A 21,654-nucleotide genomic window follows, 5' to 3' on the forward strand; every position below is an offset into this window, starting at 1 on the left:
AGATGGAAACACCATGATATTTATTGAAGGAAACACATTCTTGATGGGAACTGATTCTGACGTTGGATTTGTTGATGATTTGGAAGGACCGACTACAAAAGTGACAGTAGAAAGCTTTTATATTGATCGTTACACTGTTACAAATGAAGAATTCTTGGCTTTTTTTCTGGCTACGGGCTATATCACCGATGCCGAAAGATACGGTTCCTCTCACGTTTTTAAATTGTTATTGAACGAAGCTGAACGTGCGATTTACCCCACTTTATCCCAAACAACGTGGTGGCATGAAGTACCTGGTGCAAGCTGGCGTAACCCCGAAGGCAAAGACTCTTCCATTAAGGACCGGATGGATCACCCGGTCGTTCATGTTTCCCGTAATGATGCTTTGGCCTATTGTTTCTGGGCGGGTAAAAGATTGCCAACCGAAGCTGAGTGGGAATACGCTGCAAGAGGCGGATTGATCGGTAAGCAATTTCCTTGGGGAGATGACTTACACCAAGACAGTAAACATCACGCAAATGTCTGGCAAGGTTCCTTCCCTACTAAGAATACACTGGAAGATGGGTACCTTGGCACTGCTCCTGTAGACAAGTATGAACCAAACGGCTACGGTCTTTACCAAACCTCCGGAAATGTTTGGGAGTGGTGTTTAAACCCGGGGAAAATCCCCTTGGCAACTTTCCAGCAAAAAAATGCACACCATTTCTTCCAGGAAAATAGTCATTACAGCGATGGGATTTACGCACTGCGAGGAGGTTCGTTCCTATGCCACTGTTCTTACTGCCAAAGATACCGCGTAGCTGGTCGCAATTCCAATACAGCTCTTTCTTCATCAAGTAATGTCGGATTTCGTTGTGTAAAAGATGTCGAAACGAAGAAGGTGAAAATGAATGAGTGACAATGTCCAAAAAAGTAGTGATGAATTAGCTCAGCATCGTACCGAATTAGCCAAACTTCGGAGTGAATTGGCTCAAAATCGGACTCTGCAAGCAGCGGAACGAACCTATGCAGCTTGGATCCGGACCGGTTTCACGATTGCCGGAGCGGGATGGACACTGGGACAAGCCTTGCATAATACCGAAAACCGTAATACTGCTTTGCTTATTGGCGGTGCCATGATTCTGTTGGGGTTATTGTGTTTTGTCTATGCATGGATAAGTTATAAAGCCGTTTTTGATTACGTCAAACACACATTCTTGGATAGTGATAAGGAAATTTATCCAACCAAAATGAACCTCATCACTGTCACGGTTCTGTCGGGGATGTTGCTTGTTATATTTGTCCTAGCTTTTAGTATGCTTTTATTCTAAATAATGAAAGAGGGATTGGATGACTGAAGCCTTGAATTTTATTGGATCGGTTGGAAACTTCTTCCTTCCTATCTTTGTTTTTTTAACCATGTTCAACGTTGGCTTGACACGGACCTTGGATGATTTTAAGGAGCACCTATCGGAGTGGCGTTTTTACCTGCGTATGTTATTCGTGAATTTCTTGCTTGCACCCCTTATGATGTTGTTGCTGCTTCAAGTATTCACTATTTCTGAGCCACTGGAGGCAGGCTTAATCATCTTCAGCATGGCCGCTGGTGCACCCTTCGTGATTAAGTTGACTCAGTTTTCGGAGCATGATATCGCCTTAGGTGCTACACTATTGGTTGTCTTGGTGCTCGCCACCAGTTTATTTGTTCCGTTTGCCCTTCCGCTTGCGCTACCAGGGGTTTCAATTAATGCATTGGAAATATTCTTTTCCCTAGTGCGGCAGCTCATTTTACCCATTATACTAGGGCTCTTGGCAAATCGTTTCGTTCCCGGTCTCACCAAAAAAATTCAACCTTGGATCGGCAAGCTTGGAACCATCACGCTTTGGATAGTCGTCTTTGGCATTTTGATCGGTGAATTAGAAGGTATTTTCAATATTTTCGGCGAAGGAGCAATCTTGCTAAGTGTCATTTTTATCTTGAGTGTCGCAGTTCTTGGCTATTATATTGCAGGTAAAAATGGGCATGACCACCTACAAGATTTAGGTGCTCTAGGAACAGGTCAACGAAACACCGCTGCTTGCATGATCATTGCTGCCAATAACTTTAGTGATACCCCAGAAGTCTTGTTGATTATTACAATCGCAAACACACTAGGAATCATCATGTTGGTTGCGATTGCGAAATATCTGAGTAGAGATAATGAGCCCCAAACAGAGAACGTTACCTAATACAAAAAGGAGGACTGGTTTTTACCAGCTCTCCTTTTTGTGATTCTATATAAAATGACTTGAATAATTTTGAAGTAAATAACGTGTTTTTTCCTCCAAGGTAATAAAAGCATCCAATTCCCTGGCTAAGTCCAACGCTTTAATTTTACTGTTATGGCTACTCACGTATCCTGCATTCTTTAATTCCCACAATGTTTCATCCTTCAGATAGAACGGTAATTTACGGCTGGCATGCCCAAGCTCTTGGAGCAGCAAACTAACGCGGTAAGAGAAAGTTATTATCTCATCGAATTTCAACTCGTTAAGTTGATGGAGTTCATTGATGGTGAAGTATCCGACCAATTCAACATCAAAATGACCTTTAAGAGACTCGATGAAATATTCTATTTTTTCACTCGCATAATTTGAAATAATAACGATTCGTTTTGTTTTTGTGCCATGAACATGGTTCCTTAACAAGTAACGCTGGAGGATTAAACAAATATCGGTGTATTGATAATCTTGTAAATGAATCATCAACTCATCCTTAATCAGTGGCGCCATTTTCCTCACTATTTGATAAAGATTATGAAATTGCTTTTGAGTATCATGTAGATGTTCATCATAGAAACCATAACCAAGCCTATTTTTGATAAAGCTCTTATAAAGGTACGCATAAAGCATGCGATACGGTCCATAGCGGGAATAAAATGCTGTCTTCGTGCTAAACTCGACTGAATCGATAAACGCAAGAGTAAGTTTATCAATACGAGCATCAAATGGAAAATTCAGTGGTGTTTTATAATTTAGTGACATAACCAGATAATCAAAGTGGGCATTCTCTTCATCACTTGAGAACAATTGGTGGGTAGTCGCTTCAGGAAGTCCCGCTCGATCAAATGTAATCGTCTTCCCCTGAGTAACACGCAACCTACTAATGGCATAATAAAGATAAATTAATTTTTTGGATGGGTAATCCACTGAACGATGCTCATCATGGAAGACATGCGAGCGAATTTTTTCTTTCGTCTCCTCAAAATAGGAGCGAGTGGAAGTAACAAACAGGTCAGCCAATAACCTTTGAATGGGCGTATTGGCTTGCCTATTCTTAAAACGATCATTTTCGTCTAATTCTACAATTGATAATAATTGCATAGCGATTCTAATCCGCAAGAGGCGTTCTTCGCCTTGAATCGTGTTCCCTTTCCGCGGAAGGTAGATGATTTCCATGCCTTCTTGTTTAAGTTTTTGTTGCAACGTTTTCCGGTCATTTTTTCTAGTGGTTTCACTAAGCCCCAGTTTTACATAGAGCTTGGAAAGATTGGTAAATCCATTAAAAAATGCTTCCATAATAATTAGTTGATGACGTTCTTCAGGCGTTGTACTGTATTCATTCAACGAAATCGCACATAATGCGAGATAATCATGGTAATGAATCCGGCTTATTATGAGATTATCATCCAATAAAAACCACTTACCTTGAGGTAAATAATCATTCAAATGATAGAGGGCTCTTTTTATGGTTGATTCACTTTTCCCAAAGAAAGAAGCGCATTTCTGCAAAGAAACACGCTCATTATTATGAATATAGTTAGTTAGCTGTAATTCAAATTGATTAATCGCCATTTGCCTTACCTCCTCTTTACCGCATGGAATCGTTTTACAAAAAATAACATGACGGCACAACAGGTGTCAAATACGCTTTAAATCTGATTGTAATTTATGCGTTCATAGCCATATTCATGTAAAAGTTGACGAAAATCTTCGTCTCTCAATACCATCATCTCTTTCATCCGGGCGAGATTGAAAGAAGAGCCGTACCACACTACTTCATCCAGGTATCCAGGGTGACAACTCGCCTCTACAAGGTCGTATTGCTGATGGTGTTTCGCATCCTCATGAAAGCGGGAAAATAGTATTGTTTTTTCTATAGGATATTCATCAGCCATACTCTTCATTTCTGGAAAGTTAAATATATTCCAAAAGGCATCGGTTGGATATAACTGTGGATTTTCAGATAAACTCTTTGCGTCCAGACAGTTTCGTAAAGGTAGACTATATTTTTTACTTAATCGCTCTGCTACTTCGCGATGATTTGAAAATGCATGGGTATAGTGATGGGAATCAATATGGGTTAAATCTATACCCAAGGATAGAAGGCGTTCGATTTGCGCTTGCCATTCTTGGTAAAGTTGTTCCAAATCGATTTTATTTTCAGTGCCATTATAAAAAGACAAGCGATGAAATATCCCTGTTTGATCGACTAATGTATCGACATCTTCCCTAATTGGCTTACCTGCTGTTAAGGAAAGATGAATACCAATACCCAATTCGGGATTATCTTTGCTTAATTTTGCCGCATGCACCAATCCCGGCATATTTGCCATCATGGTTGTGGATGTCACAACGCCTTCACGATGGGCGTCTACTATCCCATAATTTATCGCATTTGAATAACCATAGTCATCGGCGTTGATGATTAGTTTTGTCATATGTTTACTCCTCCCCTATTTGTAAAAAGCGAGTCGGATTTGAATCCCGAACTCGCTTTTATTTTTAGTTTGAATATTTCAATTTTAATGCTTCAGCTTTTTCGATTGCTTTGTGCGCCATCTGGGAAGCAAGTTCTGGTGCTAACCCAATATAATTACTCGGGTTAATCATCTCTTTTAACTCATCGGAAGTAAAGTTATCGGATAAAACATCATTTTTTGAAAGGTTTGTATAGAAATCTTCCCCATAAGCAGCGGTACGAATCGCCACATCATAAACTAAACTATGGGCTTGATCTTTACCAAGCTTTTCAGCAATTTTCATCATCACATATTCACTGTTATCAAGACCTTTATTAATATTTACATTCTCAAGCATACGCTCTTTGCGGACAGTTAAGGTACGCGTTAATTCTTCAGCTCGCAACAAGAGTTCAGTTGTGAGTTCCAACGCTTCTTCCATAATGCCATCAAACAGCATGTATTGTGAGCTATCCCCTTCGTAAGGACGAACGGCAGAATAAAGACCTACACTTGATAGTGAATAAAGTTTTTGTGAATTTGCGATTATCCCTTTAGCCAGCTTTGGATTTATCTTATGTGGCATCGTGCTACTGCCTATTGTTCCTTCTTTAAATCCTTCTGCAACTTCCGCAATTTCTTCTAAAGAGGTTTGATAAACTTCCTCGGCCATCTTATGGCAAACACTCGCCAACAGCTGTAAAGCCATGATATATTCCAATTTATGACTGTTGATATTGCGACTTGGGACAGCCATTGAAGTCATACCCAGTTGCTCTGCTACGTGATTTTGGACACGGGGTCCAACTTCCGGCATCGAACTGAATGTTCCAACCGCACCGCCCATCATAACTTGGAAGACACGTTTCTCTAACTCTTGCAAACGTTCAACCGAATCAAGCAGCTCACTAATCCAAACAGAAACTTTATAACCATATGTGATAGGTGTCGCATGGCGCCCATGCGTCCGCCCTGCCATTACCGTATTTTTGTTATCTTCTGCTAACTTGGCCAAGTTTTCTAAAATCTCACTGGCTAGACCTAAAAATTTTTCGTGTACTTGCTTCATTATATAGAGTTGTGATGTTTGTTGGACATTCTGAGTGGTAATCCCATAATGCACATACTTCCCACTTTCAGGGGGGCATGCTTTTACGAGTACTTTTAGAAAAGGTACGAAACCATGTCCAACTTTCTCATAAATTCTACCCATTTCTTCAAAATCCAGATTTTCAATTTTTGCGCTTGCAGCTATTTCATCCGCTGCTGATTGAGGTATAAATTTTTCTTTCGCTTGAGCTTTTGCCAACGCAGTTTCGACTGCTAACCACGCATTGTACTTCGCTTCTTCTGTAAAGAGCGCTTTGATCCCACGATCTGGGATTGACCTACTTTTTGAATCATAAAATGCACGCATCATTTCCATCCTCTCATACTGGACACTTCAGTTTTATGCCAGTCCGCCTTTTTGTATATACTCATCCACTTCATTTCGAACAAATTCCACGTGCGGTCCAAATACAACATGGATATGGTTTTTCTTAGGGAAGAAAATGCCGCTCGAACCTGATTTTTTCAAGGCTTCTGCATCAACCTTGCTTTGGTCTTTCAAATCAATACGCAAACGTGACACACAGTTATCCACATTCAAGATATTTTGGCTACCGCCTAATGCTGTAACGACGACACCCGCAATTTCATCATATTTTTTCTCATTTAATAGGGTCGCATCACGGTTTTCATCTTCCCGACCAGGTGTTTTAATATTGAACTTCTGGATTACAAAGCGGAATAAGAAGTAAAAAGTAATAAAGTTTACTGCTCCCCAAAGTACCAAGTTAATCCAGTTGGTGTTCTCATAGAGTAAACCGAAAATACCAAAGTCGAAAATCGTTCCACGAATGTAGCCGATAGACACATTCAGGAATGCTAACGGAATCGTCATAAGTCCACAAACCACAATGTACATGATATAGAGGACCGGTGAAATAAACATGAACGAAAACTCAATCGGTTCAGTGATATTACCAAGGAATGCTGTTAGTACGATTGTCAGGATAATTCCCTTGGCGATTGTTTTATTATCTTTATAAGCAGTATGATACATCGCTAAACCAATAGCCGGGATACGGAATAATGTATTCAACATTTGCCCTGCTGCAAGATACGGTGTCAACGCCGGCATTAAACGATTCCAGCTTTCATGAGACGGTCCTAAATCAAAGAGGATATGGTTAACGGTGTTTAGTATCCCCGTAAATGTTTCACCATCAATCATGTATACCCCGCCAGCTTCGGTAAAGCGGACCATGGATGCCAAAACATGGTGCAAACCTAACGGAATTAAAGCCCGGTTCAAGAACCAATAAAGGCCAGGTCCAAACACACGGTTCATGAGTAGCGGAGAAATAGCCATCAAAATACTGCTGAATCCACCCCAAACAATCGGAATAAGTAGCGCAATAGGAATCATGAACAAGAATGTTAAAATCAATACTGATTTTTTTCCACCAAAGAACGCAAAAGCTAGCGGTAGCTGTAATTTGTAAAAACGATCGGCTACTTTTGCCGCTAACAAACCAGAGATAATCCCACCCGCTACATCAATATTCAATGTTTGTATCCCCAGTACAGTAGCCTGGCCGGCTGGTCCCATTACTTCTGGATCCGCTAGGTTCCCACTGACATTCAGGTAAACGTTCATAACCATCAACATCGTTAAATAACCGATAATTGCAGAAAAAACGGCGATTCCTTTTTCTTTTTTGGACATACCGTATGCAACACCCATCGCGAAAAGAACGGGAATATTAGTAAAAATCACACCAGAAATCTGCTGCACACTTTTCAGAGCGATTTGTAGCGTTTCGTTACCTAAAAATGGAAACTGGTTAATCATGTACGTTTGCGTAAAAGCCCCCATCAAACCCATTAACATCCCTACCGGTGCCATAATCCCGATTGGCAAGAGCAGAGAACGACCAAAAACTTGAATCTCATCTTTCGCTTTCTCCCACATATTTTTTACACTCCTTTTGTTTTCAATTCATATACATCTTAAGGGGAACCACCAAGGTGCACAAGGTCATTATGATAGCGTATTCAAGTTTAAAATGTGCCCCTTTTAGAATGTAGTCAAAAAATAAGAACAAAAAACGGGTCTGGGAAATAACTCCCAGACCCTTATCTATTTACGAATACTTTATCGCAAACGTGCTCAAAAAGGCAGCCCCGACGCCACTTCACGAATAATGCTCAGATGGTCTGCGACCATCCTGTGCTTATTCGTTCCAGTGGTTCGGGGCTAAACGCCTTTTTGAGCACTCTCGTTTTTTTATTATGCGTTTACTGTAACCTCTTTTTTGCTACCTAGGAACAGGCTAGCAATGATTAGAACACCGACAACTGTCATACCAATAAGCATCGAAGTTTGGAAACCATCGCTCAAGGTACCGATTGTTGCAATAACCAAAGATGCAATAAATGGTGTGATTGCACTAATCCAGAAGACATGTTTATAAGCTTGTTTATGTGTTAAGTGTGCTGTGTTTAATTGGTTTACGATTGAACCGCCATGTGGCATTGAATCAAGTCCATAACAGGAAACAGCTGCAACACGGTGGATAACGGATGGATCGATTCCCATTGCCAAGTATTGTGGAGCCAATGTTTCCAAAGCAATTCCCAAACCACCGGAAGCAGAACCTGCAATACCAGCTACAATGTTTGTTGCGATTGCCATTTGTAACAGTGGTGGTCCTGGAATACTGTTCAATCCTGAAATGAGATATTCAAATCCAGGAACTGTTGTTACGACCCCACCAAAACCTACGATTGCAGATACTGCTACCAAGGTCTTCGTTCCGTTTGTGGCACCTGTTCCAATTGAAGCGCCAACATCTTTGAACTTGTTGAAGTATAGAACGACAGTTGCCAAACAACCAATGAACAAGGAAGCTACAGGATCCATATCAAAAACATTCATTGTCACTAACAAGAGGATGATTGGCATGAAAGCCTTAAGCAAGGAACCATGTTTTTTGACTTCAATCGTTTCTGCTTCGATTGTTTTATTAATGGATTCTCCTGTTTCCATAAATCCTTCATTTGCTTTTTCAGAACGATTCAACATCCATTTAATGTAAACCAAGGCTGTTGTGACTGAGAATACAAGAGCGATTAATGCCAATTTCGAAGCTGCCATTGGCGTTGTCCCCAAGTATTCGATTGGAATCAGGTTTTGGATTGCTGGTGAACCAGGAATCATTACTGAAGTAAAGAGGTTCCCACCCAAGGATAGCATCGCCATGAACAAGTGCCATGGAATATTATTCTTTTTAAACAAAACTTTACTGAAGGGCATCATAGTGAAGACTACAACGTAACCCCCTACCCCACCAAAGGTCAGGACTGCAGTAATTGCGGACAGTAAAATGATAATAACAAACTTTTTGTTTTTACCTGTTTTATCAGATAATTTGATGATTGAGTTAGCAATATCATCGGCAGCACCAGAGTCACTGACTACAGATCCAAATACACTCGCCAAAGCAAAAATCAAGAAGTTCTTGCCAACAAAACTACCAAGCGCCTCTGCGTAAGGTCCCACCATACCTTCGACCAAGTTCATACCAGAAAATGACAGAACAATCATACTCAGAATTGGACCGATAATCAGCAGTGACAACCCTTTAAAGGCTAGATACATTAAGACAAACAAGCCAACTATAATACCAACCAAACTAAGAATTCCAAAATCCATTTATTTTGCACCCTTTCGACTTTCAATATTGTAAATATAATCACTTTATTAAATTAGTGTTGTTAACCCTTACAATCAATAGTTTGCTCATACTTTCACTTTGACTATACGACTCATTCTCAAATCCATACATAGGTAAGCGCTTAACTTGTTTATAGTATAGATGATTTTAATTTTCTTTTATATATCTTATAAACCAATTTTAGGTTTTTTTGTTTGCTGTTTCATGGTTCGAAAGACATACTTCCTTCACCGATTGGCGGAGTGGGCAAGTTACCACTGCGCCATCAGTTTAGATTAATCTTGCAAAATAGAAACAGTTTGTTCACGTAATATAAAAGCCCGATAAGCTGTTTCCCCTGCATTTGTTAATAATGTTTCAACTTCTCTAATCGCCTCTGATAACGACATCGGCCGATTGACAATGTCCGTAACCAAATCGATGCCGGTCTCATAAATCGGTCCTAAATTGTCATCACTACTTCCAACAATTGCAATCACGGGTAAATCGTATTTCTTTGCCATCCGCGCAATGCCCACGGGTGCTTTACCATTCAATGATTGTGAATCTAACCGACCTTCACCGGTTATAACCAGATCAGCATCTTTCAATTCTTCTTCAATATTCAATATTTCCAATATTTTTTCGATGCCACTGAATAACTGTGCCTCACAAAAGACCATCAAACCTGCCCCGAGTCCGCCAGCTGCTCCAGAACCCGCTTTTTCCAAAATATTGACACCAAGTAATTCTTCTATTTTTTTCCCGTAATGATGTAGGATTTCATCAAGTCTGATAACATCCTCTTCACTCGCACCTTTTTGTGGACCATATACATAGGATGCACCATTTTTACCACATAGAGGATTTGTTACATCGGATAAAACAGAAATCTTAACACCGTGAATACGCCAGTCGATATTGGAGACATCTATGGAAGTGATAGCTGCCAACCCTTCAGCACCTGGAACGATTTCCTTATCTGATTGATCTTTGAATGATACACCGAGAGCTTGTGCCATTCCGACTCCACCATCGTTAGTTGCACTTCCGCCAATGCCAATATAAATTTCATCGACTCCCAAATCTAGGGCCGCTTTAATCAATTCACCTGTTCCATAAGTCGTGGCTTTAAATACATTACGCTTTTCTTCATCAACAAGCATTATTCCCGATGCTTCCGCCATCTCGATAACCGCAATATGGTTTTTAATAACTCCAAACTTTGCTTGAACTTTTTCTCCGAGCGGTCCTGTTACTTCAACGTATTGATACTCGCCTTGGCAGCCTACGACGAGTGCGTCTACTGTTCCTTCACCGCCATCCGCAACTGGAATTTTGATAATCTCCACGTCTGCATCCACACGGCGAATCCCACGTTCGATAAAATCCTCAACCTCTATCGTTGACGCACTTCCTTTAAAGGAATCCGCTGCTATGATAACTTTTTTTGCCGGGTTCATTCTTTCCCCCCTCACATTTCGTATTTCAATCTTATTTCAGTCTTTCAAGAAACCTTTCTCACGCATGATTGTTTTCATGTTTTCTAAATTGTTACCTTTGGTTGGTGCTGTCGGTAAGATTGGTTGACCAACGTCCAAGCCCAATAAATTAGCCATATCCTTTGTGGCTGCTGGAAAACTACATGGATCTTGTGACAAACGAATCGGATTCAAAGTGAATTGATCTTCCAAGGCTTCTTCAAATTGTCCAGCTACGTACTTGTCGTAGATGCCACTAACCAAACGTGGATACATATTAGCGGTCGAACAGACACTTCCTACAGCCCCGACAGCCATACCTGCATAGATAATGGTGTCTTTACCAGAAAGAACTTTGAAATCAACGTCACGATTACGGCGAATGAATTCGCTCAGTTGTGTTACATCTCCGCTAGAATCTTTCATTCCAACGATGTTATCTACCTCGTGAGCTAATTTTTCTACTAAATCGGCTGACATAGTATACCCTGCCCGGCCGGGGTTGTTGTAAAGTAAAACGGGCATCTCCGGTACTGAATCCGCAATCGCTTTGAAGTGGTTATATAACGCTTCTTCCGTTGGTTTAATGAACATCGGTTGCAGAATGGATATGCCATCGATCGAGAATTCTGCCGCTCTTTTTGCAAGTCGAATGCAGTTTCGCGTACGGATTTCACCTATTCCAAAGAATACGGGAACACGACCATTGACTTCTTCTACAATAATACGCAGGCCATCAATCATCTCATCATCGTCGAACATATAGAATTCACTGTTACTTCCAAAAGCCAAGATTCCATGGACACCGTTATCAATGATGTGATTGACCATGAAGCGTAATTTGACTTCATCGATGTTTTCTTCTTTGTCGACTGGAATCAGAATGGGGACAATTATCCCTTTAATTTTATCTGTGTTCACTATTTCACCCTATTCTATTTAGATATTTATAAAATAAGAGGCCCGATGCTTATACACCCGACCTCTCAAAGGAGAATCACATGTTAATTTAATACTGTTTCTACTTCTTCAATACGAACCATGCATGGAGATTTTGGATCGAATTTCCAGTTTGGAATCAAATATTGCATGGAAATTGCATCATCACGGGCACCTAGTCCTTTTTCAAGGTACAATTGATGCGCTGCTTCCACTTTTTCCATATCAATTTCGATACCAAGTCCTGGCGCGTCAACAGGAACAGCAATTTCACCGTCCACAATTTGTGGGGATTGTTTTGTCAAGCCTTGACCATCTTGCCAGATCCAATGTGTATCGGCTGCATTGATTTCCCCTGGCGCAGCTGCTGCTGTATGGGCAACCATTGCTAAAGAAATGTCAAAGTGGTTATTAGAGTGAACACCCCAAGTTAAGCCTAAGTCATCACATAATTGTGCTACGCGGACAGAACCTTGCATCGTCCAGAAATGAGGATCAGCCAATGGAATTGTAACGCTGTTTAGAGCAAGGGAGTGTTTCATCTGTCTCCAGTCAGTCGCAACCATATTTGTAGCTGTAGGAAGACCCGTTCTTCTAACAAATTCAGCCATTACTTCACGTGATGAGAACTCACCTTCTGCACCACATGGATCTTCCACATATGTTAAAATGCCATGCATGTCTTTACATAATTCGACGGCCTCATCCAATTTCCAACCACCGTTTGGATCCAGCGTAATACGCGCATTCGGGAATTCTTGTTTCAACGCTCTAATTGCTTTGATTTCTTCTTTTCCTTCCAAAACGCCGCCTTTAAGTTTGAAGTCCTGGAAACCATAACGCTCGTGTGCTGCTTTAGCCAACTCGACAATTGCTTCCGGTGTCATAGCTTCTTTACGACGTAATTTACACCAATTATCGGAACTATCATCATTTTCAAGGTATGGTAAATCGGTTACATTTTTGTCTGCAATATAGAATAAATATCCCAGGAATTTTACGGAATCTCTAACTTGTCCATCACCCAACAATGCTGCTACCGGAAGGTTAAAATGTTTACCTAATAAGTCCAATAACGGTGCTTCCACAGCAGTCATAACGTGGACTGTCGTACGCAAGTCAAATGTTTGATTGCCGCGTCCGCCTGCATCCAAGCCGATGAATTTATCTTTAATGTCGCGGAGAATATTTTTGTATTCGCCAATATTACGACCAATTACTAACTCTTTCGCAGCTTCCAGTGTTTCGCGAATTTTTTCACCACCGGGAACTTCTCCAAGCCCTTGTTCGCCGTTGTCGGCTGTTAAAATAACGATGTTACGAGTAAAGTAAGGACCGTGTGCCCCACTCAAGTTCAAAAGCATACTATCATAACCTGCTACTGGAATTACTTGCATATCAACGATTTTTGGTGACATTTTTATATTCTCCTTTTTTATGTAGATAGAGCCTGCCTTCAACAGGCTCTACGTTTGTATTTTTAGTTTTAGTTAGCTGTTTCTGCTGATTTTTGACTTTCAATCGTCAAATTATTGATTGCTTGGTAATAACGTGCTACTGCTGAATGATCGTCTTTTTCATGTCCATGAACTTTCAATGATTGCATAATTTCCATTAATTGCGAAGTTAATGGCACAGACACATGTGATTCATGAGCCGCATCAAGGGCATTTTGCAAATCTTTGATATGTAGTTCGATTCGGAAGCCGGGTGAAAAATCTTGTCCCAAAATTTTTGGTCCTTTTTGATTCAATACGTTACTTCCTGCTAAACCACCCTTGATTGCTTCATAGACCAACTCTGGATCTACACCAGCTTTCGTAGCTAAAGATAATGCTTCGCTGACTGCGGCAATGTTAATGGCCACAATCATTTGGTTCGCTAATTTTGTAACGTTACCAGCCCCTACCTCACCAACATATGTTGCGGAAGATGACATGGACATCAATAAATCGTAGTATTTATCAAATACTTCCTTTTGACCCCCAACCATCACAGCTATGGTTCCAGCGATAGCTCCGGGCTCGCCACCTGATACAGGGGCATCTAGGAAACTGACACCATTTTTTTCAAGTTCGCTTGCAAATTCACGACTTGCCACCGGAGAAATAGAGCTCATGTCAATGACTGTTTTCCCTAACGATAAGCCTTCCGCAATTCCATTTTCAGCAAACAAAGCTGACTTAACATGTGGTGAATTGGGAAGCATCGTAATGACTACGTCTGCAAACTCTGCAACTTCCTTACCGGATAATGCTGGCTGTCCGCCTTCTGCAACGACTTCCTGTACAGAAGCTTCATTAAAGTCATATACTTTCAACTCATAACCAGCTTTTAAGACGTTTTTCGCCATTGGTTTCCCCATGATTCCTAATCCTACAAATCCAACTTTCATTATATATGTTCCCCTCTCTATTCTTTCAGTGTTTGCGAAGTAAGCGTTTCAATACATTTAGTATACGTTGTTCTTTTTTTAAATTATATAGTTCACAAAACAAGTTTATTAGGTATAATGGGCTTGATTCATGTTCCATAAAACATCTTTGGAGGAAATTAGATGAAAATTGAACAAAGTTTGGCTCAAAATATTGTTGTCAGCATGAAGGAAATAATCAATCAAGAATTAAACTTTATCGATATGGATAGCATCATCATCGCCAGTACTGACGAGAGCCGTATAGGAAAATCTCACGGTGGAGCCCAAGAAGTGATGAGAAGCAAAGAAGACCTCATCATTGATTATGAAGGACAGTATGCCGGGACAAAAAAAGGAATTAACGTTCCTGTTTACAGTGATTTAGATATGGTTGGCGTTATAGGGATTACGGGCGATATAAAAGAAGTTGAGAAATATGGCAAAATCATAAAAAACATGACGGAAATTTTGATTAAAGATGCTTGGTTGAAAGATGTTTCTTTTAAAAAGCGGGAAAACTATCGTTTCCTTATAGAGCAGCTGATTTCAGAAACTGGAGAAGTCCAAAATATTCTTCATTTGGCAGGTTTACTTAATGTGGATTTATCTTTGGAACGCATCGCTGCATTTGGGGAGATAACTAATTTTGCAGCATTGAATGATGAAAAAAGCGAAAAACTATCCTTACTGTTAAGAAGAGCGTTGGTTTATGATCCGCAGAACCTCTTTAATGTGAATGGTTCAAAAATAAGGCTTGCATTAAATGCAAACGTTACCATTGAAAGGTATGAATTTATTTTACAGAAAATCGGCAATGATGCTAAGTCCCAATTGGGCTTGCATCTAAAATTTGGTATTGGTACGAAGTGTAACACTATTAAAGATTTTCATAGCAGCTTTGAGCGGGCGCAAATAGCATTGGATTGGGCTTTAATAAATTCTGATGCCGCCATTGAAAATTATAATGACTTGGATTTAGGGATCATTTTAACAACTCTGGATTTAGACGTTGAAACACAATTCGTAAACAAAATCCTAGGAAAGTTATCTGAAGAAGAGAAAGAGGAATTTTCCGAAATCCTTACAATATACGGCAATAATAATGGAAGTAACTACAAGACTGCAGACCAATTGTTCATTCATAAAAATACACTTCAATATAAATTGATAAAGTTGGAAAAACTAACGGGCTATGATCCACGCCAAATTGACGATTACGTGATCCTGTCCTTGGCTTTTAAGTTATACAATGTCATGCGCAAGCAAATCCATTGAAGGTATTTCGGCATAATTACCCAAAAAACCAGGAAGGAACCTCAGTTCCTTCCTGGTTTTTAAACAATACCGATTTCGGCAAGAAATACTGCCAAAACAGAAACAAGAAACGGGATAATCCCCCCTACGATAAATTCATGCATAAAACCTTGCTTATGAGTAAGCTTGGTAAATTCCAAGCGATTGATTAAAGATCCATTGTGCGGCATGGCATCCATACCGCAACCTGAAAGATTGATGAGGCGATGGATGATGTTTGGATCATACCCTGCCTGAATAAATTGACTGGAAAAAGTTTCTAGAGATAACCCTTCTGCCGCAGTTGCGGAACCGGTTATGGCTGCCATAATATTGGTTGCTAATACCAGTTGTAACAAAGGTGGCCCTGGAATAGCTGCAAGACCATTGATTAAATAAGCGAAACCAGGAACAACCTTGATAACACCTGCAAAACCAACGATTGCACAAACATTGATAATGGAATTGGATGCAGATACGGCACCACGAGAAATTGTTTCCGGAAGGTTACTATAGTTCCCCCAGTACAAAACCGCACAGACAAGGATTGCAATGAACAATGTCAATACAGGCGGCAGCTTAAATACATTCAAGGCGACCAAGAGTACAATCGAAGGTGTCAAGGCCTTTAGTATCGAGCCGACCTTCTCGATCTCGATTTCTTTTGACTTCATTGTCTTATCAAACATATACCCTGTTTCCAAAAAAGTTTCTTGTTTACGTTCCGCCCGCATAAGTTCAAATTTGATATAGGCAGCTCCACCTGCAATTGCAGCAATCGAAGTAATTAATCCCATCCACGGAGCAGCAGTGGCTGTGGTTCCTAAATATTCGATTGGAATAAGGTTCATGATTGCTGGTGATCCGGGTGTTGCTTGGGTAAATTGCGATCCGCCCAAAACCAGTACTGCCATCACAAGATGCCAAGGAATATTCATTTTTTTGAATAGTTGTTTACAAATTGGAGCAACAGTAAAGACGATTACAAAACTACTGACCCCACCCATTGTAAGGAGCGCGGTAATGAAAGATAGCCCCATCAAAGTTAAAAATTTGGCATTTTTTCCAGAACGGGAAGTCATTTTGATAATCCCATACGCGATATCATTGGCAGCCCCAGATTCCCCCAACATCGCACCAAGAATACTGGCTGCTAAAAAAATAAGGAAATTATTTTGAATAAATGCGGCAAAAGTTTCGGCATAGGCGCCGTTCATCCCAGCCGTAACTGATTCGCGCGAAAGAAATAACACTGCTGCACTAATTAATGGTCCTAATACTAAAATTGAAACTCCTTTAAAAGAAAGGATAACTAAAATAATTAGTCCTAATATAATACTGATAAGGCTGATTAAACCTAAACTCATTTGACTTTCCCCCAACTATAAATTAGAGAAAACGCTCACTTCATTTAACAATGTACTATACCTTTGCAAAAATAACCACCAAAATAATGGAATCGCAATCGGTTTCTTGACACTCGTGATAAAACCTTCTAGAATCAAGTAGTCAACAAATATTTGAAAATGAGGTATCAATATTGAACAAAAATCAATGGAATCGGATTATGTTTTCTTTGCTGGGTGTCTTTTTAATCGGAATTGCAATCGGGATAGCACGTTTGGCTGATTTGGGAACAGATCCTTTTTCAACTTTCAATCTAGGTATGAGCGCTACTTTTGGACTTTCTTTTGGAACGTATTTACTTTTGGTAAATGCCATCGGTTTGGTGCTGGTATTTATCTTTGGGCGTCACCTGCTGGGAATTGGCACAATTTTCAACATTGCCATTGTTGGTTATGTTTCTGATTTTACCGTCTCAACCATACTGGGCCAGTTTGGTGATTCTTATAGCTTGGCGATGCGCATCCTTTTTGCCGTAATCGGAAGTTTGGTCTTGGCGATTGGTGCAGGTATGTACATCGCAGCTGACCGTGGTGTTGCGCCTTATGATGCGATGCCAATCATTATTGAAGAACGTTCCAACGGCAAAATTTCTTTTCAGGTTGCGCGGATTATATCAGACATTATTTGTATCATCATCGGTTTCTTACTAGGTGCTACAGTTGGTGTTGTGACAGTAGTATCCGGCTTCTTGATGGGGCCTCTGGTTCAGCATTTCCGCAAATATTTTTCTGATATGCTTTTAGAATCGGAACAATTAAACTTAAAGAAAGACGCTGAGTCGGTTTAGGAAAAGTTCTATGCAAAAATGGCTCACGCCATCCCCTATGGATGATGTGAACCATTTTTTGTTTTATATTGTTTCGTAAATTTCAGCTTCAACGTCTTTTAATAAATGTGATTGTTCGTTTGAAGTCACCACGTATAACTGGTGCATTGCCCGGCTGAAGATGGTGTACCAAACTTGTTGGCTACTTGTATCAGTAATTGTATCCAGTATATCATCTGTACCACAAGCCACAACGACATCGAATTCCAGACCTTTTGCCAGTCCAATTGGCATGGCAACGACTTGCTTGTTCATGATGGAGTCATCGTTCATAATGATTTGATGATCCACACCCCAAGATTCAAGGAATGGTTTTATTTTTTCAATAGCTTGGCCAGTTGGAGTCAAGAAAGCAATGCGCTCGCCTTTACCAACATGCTCAGCCAAACGACTTTTCAATGTTTCATCGAAGCTGGATGCTTCCCTATATAACACTTCAGGTTTTCTCCGGCTACGGATTGGTTGGGCTGGATGATCATTCAATAAGGCAAACTGATTCGCGAAAGCCATGATTTCCCGTGTGGAACGATAGCTCGTCAACAACAGGTGGCGACTGATTTCTTCCTCTTCAAAAATAACCTTCAACTCTTTATAGCTCAGGCGATTTTGCCAGATGTTTTGGTTCAAGTCTCCTGCCATGATGTAGCGTGCGCGTGGATACAACTTCTTCAACAAACGCAATTGAAATGGCGTGAAGTCCTGGATTTCATCAATACAAATGTATTGATACGCTTTTTGTGTCAGCATCCCCTTCATTTGCAGAAGAAGCGCATAATAACCCGTCATATCGTACAATGAAAGTTTATTTTCCTTCATTTTTTCCATCACGGCTCCTACATGGGTTGCCCATTCTTCAGCTGTAAGGCCGAATGGTTCCAAATCGATCAATTGCGGAACCGAACGTAGAAAATGCAAGTATTGCGCAGTGTAACGGATATAGCCTTGGCTGTTGACACGGCGTTCGATACTTCTAAAAGCATCTGCCACGATTTGTTTACGAAGGTAGCCTTCCATTTTCACGATATTATGTGTTTGACTTTCGAATTGGTGAATTCTGTCTGTGCCATAATGCTGCAAGGCGTCATCCACCCAGTCAGCTGAAAGATGTTCCAGTTTTAATTCTTCCAAACGTTGCATTAAGCTAACGCGTAAAATATCGAGCTTGGATGCTAAAGAGCCTTTGCTCTCGATCCCTTTATATATGTTCTGAATTTCTTCTTTTGAAATAAGGACTTCATCTTCACGCATGATATCCCGGAAAAGAAGGTATTTCTTTTTCAAAAGACGACTGTAGCGCTCCAACGCTTCATAGAAAGCGGAGCTTCCTTTTACAATCTGGAATTTCGAACTTTCACCGACATCAGAAGGAATCGGATCAAAGTTTGAAACCCGGTGTTGGATAAATTGCGGGAATGTGTTCCCTTCCACATCCCATTCCCCTAGTGATGGTAAAACTTGGGAAATATAGGCCTGAAAAATACGGTTAGGTGAAAACAGCAGGATTTCGTCTGCTTTCAAATGCGTACGAAATGCGTAAAGCAAATAAGCAATTTTTTGCATCATAACGACGGTTTTACCGGATCCAGCAACCCCTTGAATCAAGACATTGCGTGGTAAGTTATCCCGGACAATCCGGTTTTGTTCTTTTTGTAAAGTTGCGACCACAGGACCCATTTGATTGGTTGAACTGCCTTCCAGCACTTCCATCAAATAAGGATCCCCCATAACGTTATCCGTATCAATCATGCCGGTAATTTCACCGTCTTTAACTCGGAATTGACGTTTAAGATCAACTTCGAAAGCCTGGAATTTGTCGCCGATTTTTATTTTTACTTGATCACCGACATTTCCTTCATAGTACAAGGCTGAGATAGGCGCACGCCAGTCCACAACCAGATTATCTTCGTCATCAAATAAAGATCCGATACCGACATAAATTTGCTCATCTTCAGGATCAGCTACATTGTGGTAATCGATGCGACCAAAGTATGGGTCTTCTTGCATTTTTTCAAGGATTGTTCTTCTATTTTGAACCTGAGTCAATTCATTACTTTTTATGGTAAGATTTTGTTCGAATTCACGTAATTCTCCGGAGGATTCCCACATCGCCTCATTGGAACTATTATTGATTCGAATTTCTGAAGATTGTTTCAATAGTTGCTTTTGAATATCCAATTTAGTGGTATATTCCGACTTTAAGCGTTCCGCTTCTTCGGTAATGACAGATATAACATAATCCATCCGTTCCTGTTCTTGTTGCATGGATTCATTGGTCACTTAGGTATCTCCTTTCAAAACCTTAACGTCATTACGTGTAAGGGTAAAAATAACATTACAAATTATATCACGTTCCCCCTTTAAATGCTATTAGTTGCCCAAAACAAATAGAAATATATTGTGCAAAATAAAACATCCCTGCAAAAACAGGGATGTTTCTTTTACTTCATTTCTGTTTCATATTGGTCTTTTTTTCCTTGCCAATAGGCCGTGTCTGCTTCGGTTATCTCTCTTAAGACCCGGCATGGATTACCTACTGCGATGGTGTTACTTGGAATATTTTTGGTAACGACTGAGCCTGAGCCAATCACAACGTTGTCGCCGATGGTAACACCAGGATTAATGGTTACATTCCCGCCTACCCAGACATTATTGCCAATATTGACCGGCAAACCGAATTCCAGGTTTGTGTTACGAATTTCTGCATCAATCGGATGACCAGCCGTAAAAATGTTAACACGCGGTCCGAACATGACGTTGTCGCCAATATGGACCTCTGCTACATCAAGAATCAAACAGTCAAAATTAGCATAGAATTTCTCGCCAATATAAATATTATTGCCATAATCACAGTAGAACGGCGTCTGAATTGTAAACTTCTCTCCCGTTTTACCCAATAAGTCTTTCAATAATTCCTGGCGACGGTCTATTTGAAGATGGTTCGTTTGGTTCAATTCATGTAAAATTGTTCTATTTTTATGACGGTCTTGAAGAAGGACTTCTCCCTCAGCCATGTATAATTCTCCTGACAACATCCGTTCTTTTTGAATCATTAAGCATCCCTCTTTTTCTTTTGTTGATGACCAGCAACCTTAACGACGATGTTGCGTGGTACTATTTTTGCTAAAGTTGTGGCAGCTTTCATGGTGAATCCGGGTACGATGATGGCTTGGCCTCTAAATAAATGACGGATACCGTAACGGGCACAAGCTTCAGCTGTTATGCTTGGAAGCCCAAAGGATACTCCGGCAACTGCGTTAAACTCGGTATCAACCGGTCCTGGGCAAAGTGCGCTGACAATGACCTTACTGTTTTGATCCTTTAATTCCTGGTTGATGGCGTGGGTAAGGCTGGTTACATACGCTTTGGTTGCGTAGTACGTTGCCATATACGGACCCGCTGGCATCAGGCCGGCTGATGAAGAAACGTTCAGGATGTGGCCTTTGTTTTTTTTCATAAAATCACGTAAGAACAGCTTCGTCAAAAGGTGAAGTGCCGTGATGTTCAGGTTGATCATGTTCAGTTCGCGGTCAATGTCGGTGGTGGCCATATCGCCCAAAAGCCCGTATCCCGCTGAGTTAATAAGTACAGTTATATTTTGATCCTTGGTTTTATCGTATAGGGCGCGGGTTTCGTCAAGATTACTTAGGTCCGCGGTAATGATTTGGCAGTTTGTTGTAATTGCTTGTGCAATTTCTTCGAGACGCTCTTTGCGACGCGCCACCAAAATTAGATCGTAACCCCGTTTGCTGAGTTGGATGGCGATTTCACGCCCAATACCGGAACTGGCGCCGGTTACTAAAGCTGTTTCTTTTTGCATAATGTGAGTTCC

Annotated in this window: 18 protein-coding genes; 5 read left to right on the plus strand and 13 right to left on the minus strand. The window is 40.5% G+C overall.

The genetic code is table 11. The annotated features are described in order from the left end of the window. Positions 1-13: 13 nt before the first annotated feature. Genes ACTVAI_RS05025 through ACTVAI_RS05035 form a run of 3 tightly spaced genes read left to right on the plus strand, consistent with a single transcriptional unit; the run spans position 14 to position 2,208 of the window. Positions 14-898, plus strand: coding sequence for a formylglycine-generating enzyme family protein (locus ACTVAI_RS05025; protein ID WP_443486050.1), 885 nt, complete (start codon positions 14-16; stop codon positions 896-898). Then, entirely contained in the window at positions 891-1,310 is a 420-nt protein-coding gene (locus ACTVAI_RS05030; RefSeq protein ID WP_443486051.1) for a YidH family protein, read from the plus strand. The genes ACTVAI_RS05025 and ACTVAI_RS05030 overlap by 8 nt, the downstream gene beginning before the upstream one ends. A gap of 19 nt (positions 1,311-1,329) precedes the next feature. After that, the gene (locus ACTVAI_RS05035; protein WP_443486052.1) at positions 1,330-2,208 is read left to right on the plus strand and encodes a bile acid:sodium symporter family protein; all 879 of its coding nucleotides are present in this window, start codon (positions 1,330-1,332) and stop codon (positions 2,206-2,208) included. 45 nt (positions 2,209-2,253) lie between these two features. Here ACTVAI_RS05035 and ACTVAI_RS05040 read toward each other — a convergent pair whose 3' ends face one another. The 9 genes from ACTVAI_RS05040 to garR all read right to left on the minus strand — a co-directional run bounded on the left by ACTVAI_RS05040 (position 2,254) and on the right by garR (position 14,278). After that, positions 2,254-3,813, minus strand: a complete 1,560-nt coding sequence (locus ACTVAI_RS05040; protein ID WP_443486053.1) for a helix-turn-helix domain-containing protein — start codon at positions 3,811-3,813, stop codon at positions 2,254-2,256. A 77-nt stretch (positions 3,814-3,890) separates the two neighbouring features. Continuing rightward, positions 3,891-4,679 carry a carbohydrate deacetylase gene (locus ACTVAI_RS05045; RefSeq protein WP_443473854.1) on the minus strand — a complete coding sequence of 263 codons (789 nt, stop codon included), beginning with the start codon at positions 4,677-4,679 and terminating at the stop codon, positions 3,891-3,893. Positions 4,680-4,743: 64 nt separating this feature from the next. Next, positions 4,744-6,120, minus strand: coding sequence for a class-II fumarase/aspartase family protein (locus tag ACTVAI_RS05050; protein WP_443473853.1), 1,377 nt, complete (start codon positions 6,118-6,120; stop codon positions 4,744-4,746). 30 nt (positions 6,121-6,150) lie between these two features. Continuing rightward, positions 6,151-7,719, minus strand: coding sequence for a PTS transporter subunit EIIC (locus ACTVAI_RS05055; RefSeq protein WP_443473852.1), 1,569 nt, complete (start codon positions 7,717-7,719; stop codon positions 6,151-6,153). Between the two features lie 318 nt (positions 7,720-8,037). Continuing rightward, positions 8,038-9,462, minus strand: coding sequence for a GntP family permease (locus tag ACTVAI_RS05060; RefSeq protein ID WP_443473851.1), 1,425 nt, complete (start codon positions 9,460-9,462; stop codon positions 8,038-8,040). Positions 9,463-9,759: 297 nt separating this feature from the next. Continuing rightward, positions 9,760-10,926, minus strand: coding sequence for a glycerate kinase (locus ACTVAI_RS05065; protein WP_443473850.1), 1,167 nt, complete (start codon positions 10,924-10,926; stop codon positions 9,760-9,762). Between the two features lie 36 nt (positions 10,927-10,962). Further along, complete coding sequence (locus ACTVAI_RS05070; protein ID WP_443473849.1) at positions 10,963-11,865, minus strand: dihydrodipicolinate synthase family protein; 903 nt, start codon at positions 11,863-11,865, stop codon at positions 10,963-10,965. A gap of 83 nt (positions 11,866-11,948) precedes the next feature. Beyond that, positions 11,949-13,301 carry an enolase C-terminal domain-like protein gene (locus ACTVAI_RS05075; protein WP_443473848.1) on the minus strand — a complete coding sequence of 451 codons (1,353 nt, stop codon included), beginning with the start codon at positions 13,299-13,301 and terminating at the stop codon, positions 11,949-11,951. Between the two features lie 68 nt (positions 13,302-13,369). Then, positions 13,370-14,278 carry a 2-hydroxy-3-oxopropionate reductase gene (gene garR, locus ACTVAI_RS05080; RefSeq protein ID WP_443473847.1) on the minus strand — a complete coding sequence of 303 codons (909 nt, stop codon included), beginning with the start codon at positions 14,276-14,278 and terminating at the stop codon, positions 13,370-13,372. 162 nt (positions 14,279-14,440) lie between these two features. Here garR and ACTVAI_RS05085 point away from each other — a divergent pair, with 162 nt between their 5' ends. Continuing rightward, complete coding sequence (locus ACTVAI_RS05085; RefSeq protein ID WP_443486054.1) at positions 14,441-15,574, plus strand: CdaR family transcriptional regulator; 1,134 nt, start codon at positions 14,441-14,443, stop codon at positions 15,572-15,574. Positions 15,575-15,633: 59 nt separating this feature from the next. Here ACTVAI_RS05085 and ACTVAI_RS05090 read toward each other — a convergent pair whose 3' ends face one another. Then, positions 15,634-16,959, minus strand: coding sequence for a GntP family permease (locus ACTVAI_RS05090; RefSeq protein WP_443473845.1), 1,326 nt, complete (start codon positions 16,957-16,959; stop codon positions 15,634-15,636). 173 nt (positions 16,960-17,132) lie between these two features. Between ACTVAI_RS05090 and ACTVAI_RS05095 the strand changes: the two genes are divergently transcribed. Beyond that, positions 17,133-17,786 carry a YczE/YyaS/YitT family protein gene (locus tag ACTVAI_RS05095; protein ID WP_443473844.1) on the plus strand — a complete coding sequence of 218 codons (654 nt, stop codon included), beginning with the start codon at positions 17,133-17,135 and terminating at the stop codon, positions 17,784-17,786. 63 nt (positions 17,787-17,849) lie between these two features. Here the strand turns inward: ACTVAI_RS05095 and helD are convergent, their stop codons facing one another. The 3 genes from helD to ACTVAI_RS05110 all read right to left on the minus strand — a co-directional run bounded on the left by helD (position 17,850) and on the right by ACTVAI_RS05110 (position 21,642). Then, entirely contained in the window at positions 17,850-20,102 is a 2,253-nt protein-coding gene (helD, locus tag ACTVAI_RS05100) for an RNA polymerase recycling motor HelD (RefSeq protein ID WP_443486055.1), read from the minus strand. A gap of 161 nt (positions 20,103-20,263) precedes the next feature. Continuing rightward, positions 20,264-20,875: a sugar O-acetyltransferase gene (locus ACTVAI_RS05105; RefSeq protein ID WP_443486056.1), complete on the minus strand. Its 612-nt coding sequence runs from the start codon at positions 20,873-20,875 to the stop codon at positions 20,264-20,266. Further along, positions 20,875-21,642, minus strand: coding sequence for an SDR family NAD(P)-dependent oxidoreductase (locus tag ACTVAI_RS05110; protein ID WP_443473841.1), 768 nt, complete (start codon positions 21,640-21,642; stop codon positions 20,875-20,877). The genes ACTVAI_RS05105 and ACTVAI_RS05110 overlap by 1 nt, the downstream gene beginning before the upstream one ends. Positions 21,643-21,654 lie beyond the last annotated feature (12 nt).

The organism is Jeotgalibaca sp. A127, from assembly GCF_052266745.1.
In the GTDB taxonomy this organism is placed as follows: domain Bacteria; phylum Bacillota; class Bacilli; order Lactobacillales; family Aerococcaceae; genus Jeotgalibaca.

What these genes read in the sequence shown, in the direction of transcription:
- ACTVAI_RS05045 (WP_443473854.1), bottom strand. Translation starts at nt 4,679, where the DNA reads ATGACAAAACTAATCATCAACGCCGATGACTATGGTTATTCAAATGCG.
- ACTVAI_RS05065 (WP_443473850.1), bottom strand. Translation starts at nt 10,926, where the DNA reads ATGAACCCGGCAAAAAAAGTTATCATAGCAGCGGATTCCTTTAAAGGA.
- ACTVAI_RS05035 (WP_443486052.1), top strand. Translation starts at nt 1,330, where the DNA reads ATGACTGAAGCCTTGAATTTTATTGGATCGGTTGGAAACTTCTTCCTT.
- ACTVAI_RS05050 (WP_443473853.1), bottom strand. Translation starts at nt 6,120, where the DNA reads ATGATGCGTGCATTTTATGATTCAAAAAGTAGGTCAATCCCAGATCGT.
- ACTVAI_RS05060 (WP_443473851.1), bottom strand. Translation starts at nt 9,462, where the DNA reads ATGGATTTTGGAATTCTTAGTTTGGTTGGTATTATAGTTGGCTTGTTT.
- ACTVAI_RS05030 (WP_443486051.1), top strand. Translation starts at nt 891, where the DNA reads ATGAGTGACAATGTCCAAAAAAGTAGTGATGAATTAGCTCAGCATCGT.
- ACTVAI_RS05085 (WP_443486054.1), top strand. Translation starts at nt 14,441, where the DNA reads ATGAAAATTGAACAAAGTTTGGCTCAAAATATTGTTGTCAGCATGAAG.
- ACTVAI_RS05105 (WP_443486056.1), bottom strand. Translation starts at nt 20,875, where the DNA reads ATGATTCAAAAAGAACGGATGTTGTCAGGAGAATTATACATGGCTGAG.
- ACTVAI_RS05075 (WP_443473848.1), bottom strand. Translation starts at nt 13,301, where the DNA reads ATGTCACCAAAAATCGTTGATATGCAAGTAATTCCAGTAGCAGGTTAT.
- ACTVAI_RS05055 (WP_443473852.1), bottom strand. Translation starts at nt 7,719, where the DNA reads ATGTGGGAGAAAGCGAAAGATGAGATTCAAGTTTTTGGTCGTTCTCTG.
- ACTVAI_RS05090 (WP_443473845.1), bottom strand. Translation starts at nt 16,959, where the DNA reads ATGAGTTTAGGTTTAATCAGCCTTATCAGTATTATATTAGGACTAATT.
- garR (WP_443473847.1), bottom strand. Translation starts at nt 14,278, where the DNA reads ATGAAAGTTGGATTTGTAGGATTAGGAATCATGGGGAAACCAATGGCG.
- ACTVAI_RS05025 (WP_443486050.1), top strand. Translation starts at nt 14, where the DNA reads ATGATATTTATTGAAGGAAACACATTCTTGATGGGAACTGATTCTGAC.
- ACTVAI_RS05110 (WP_443473841.1), bottom strand. Translation starts at nt 21,642, where the DNA reads ATGCAAAAAGAAACAGCTTTAGTAACCGGCGCCAGTTCCGGTATTGGG.
- ACTVAI_RS05040 (WP_443486053.1), bottom strand. Translation starts at nt 3,813, where the DNA reads ATGGCGATTAATCAATTTGAATTACAGCTAACTAACTATATTCATAAT.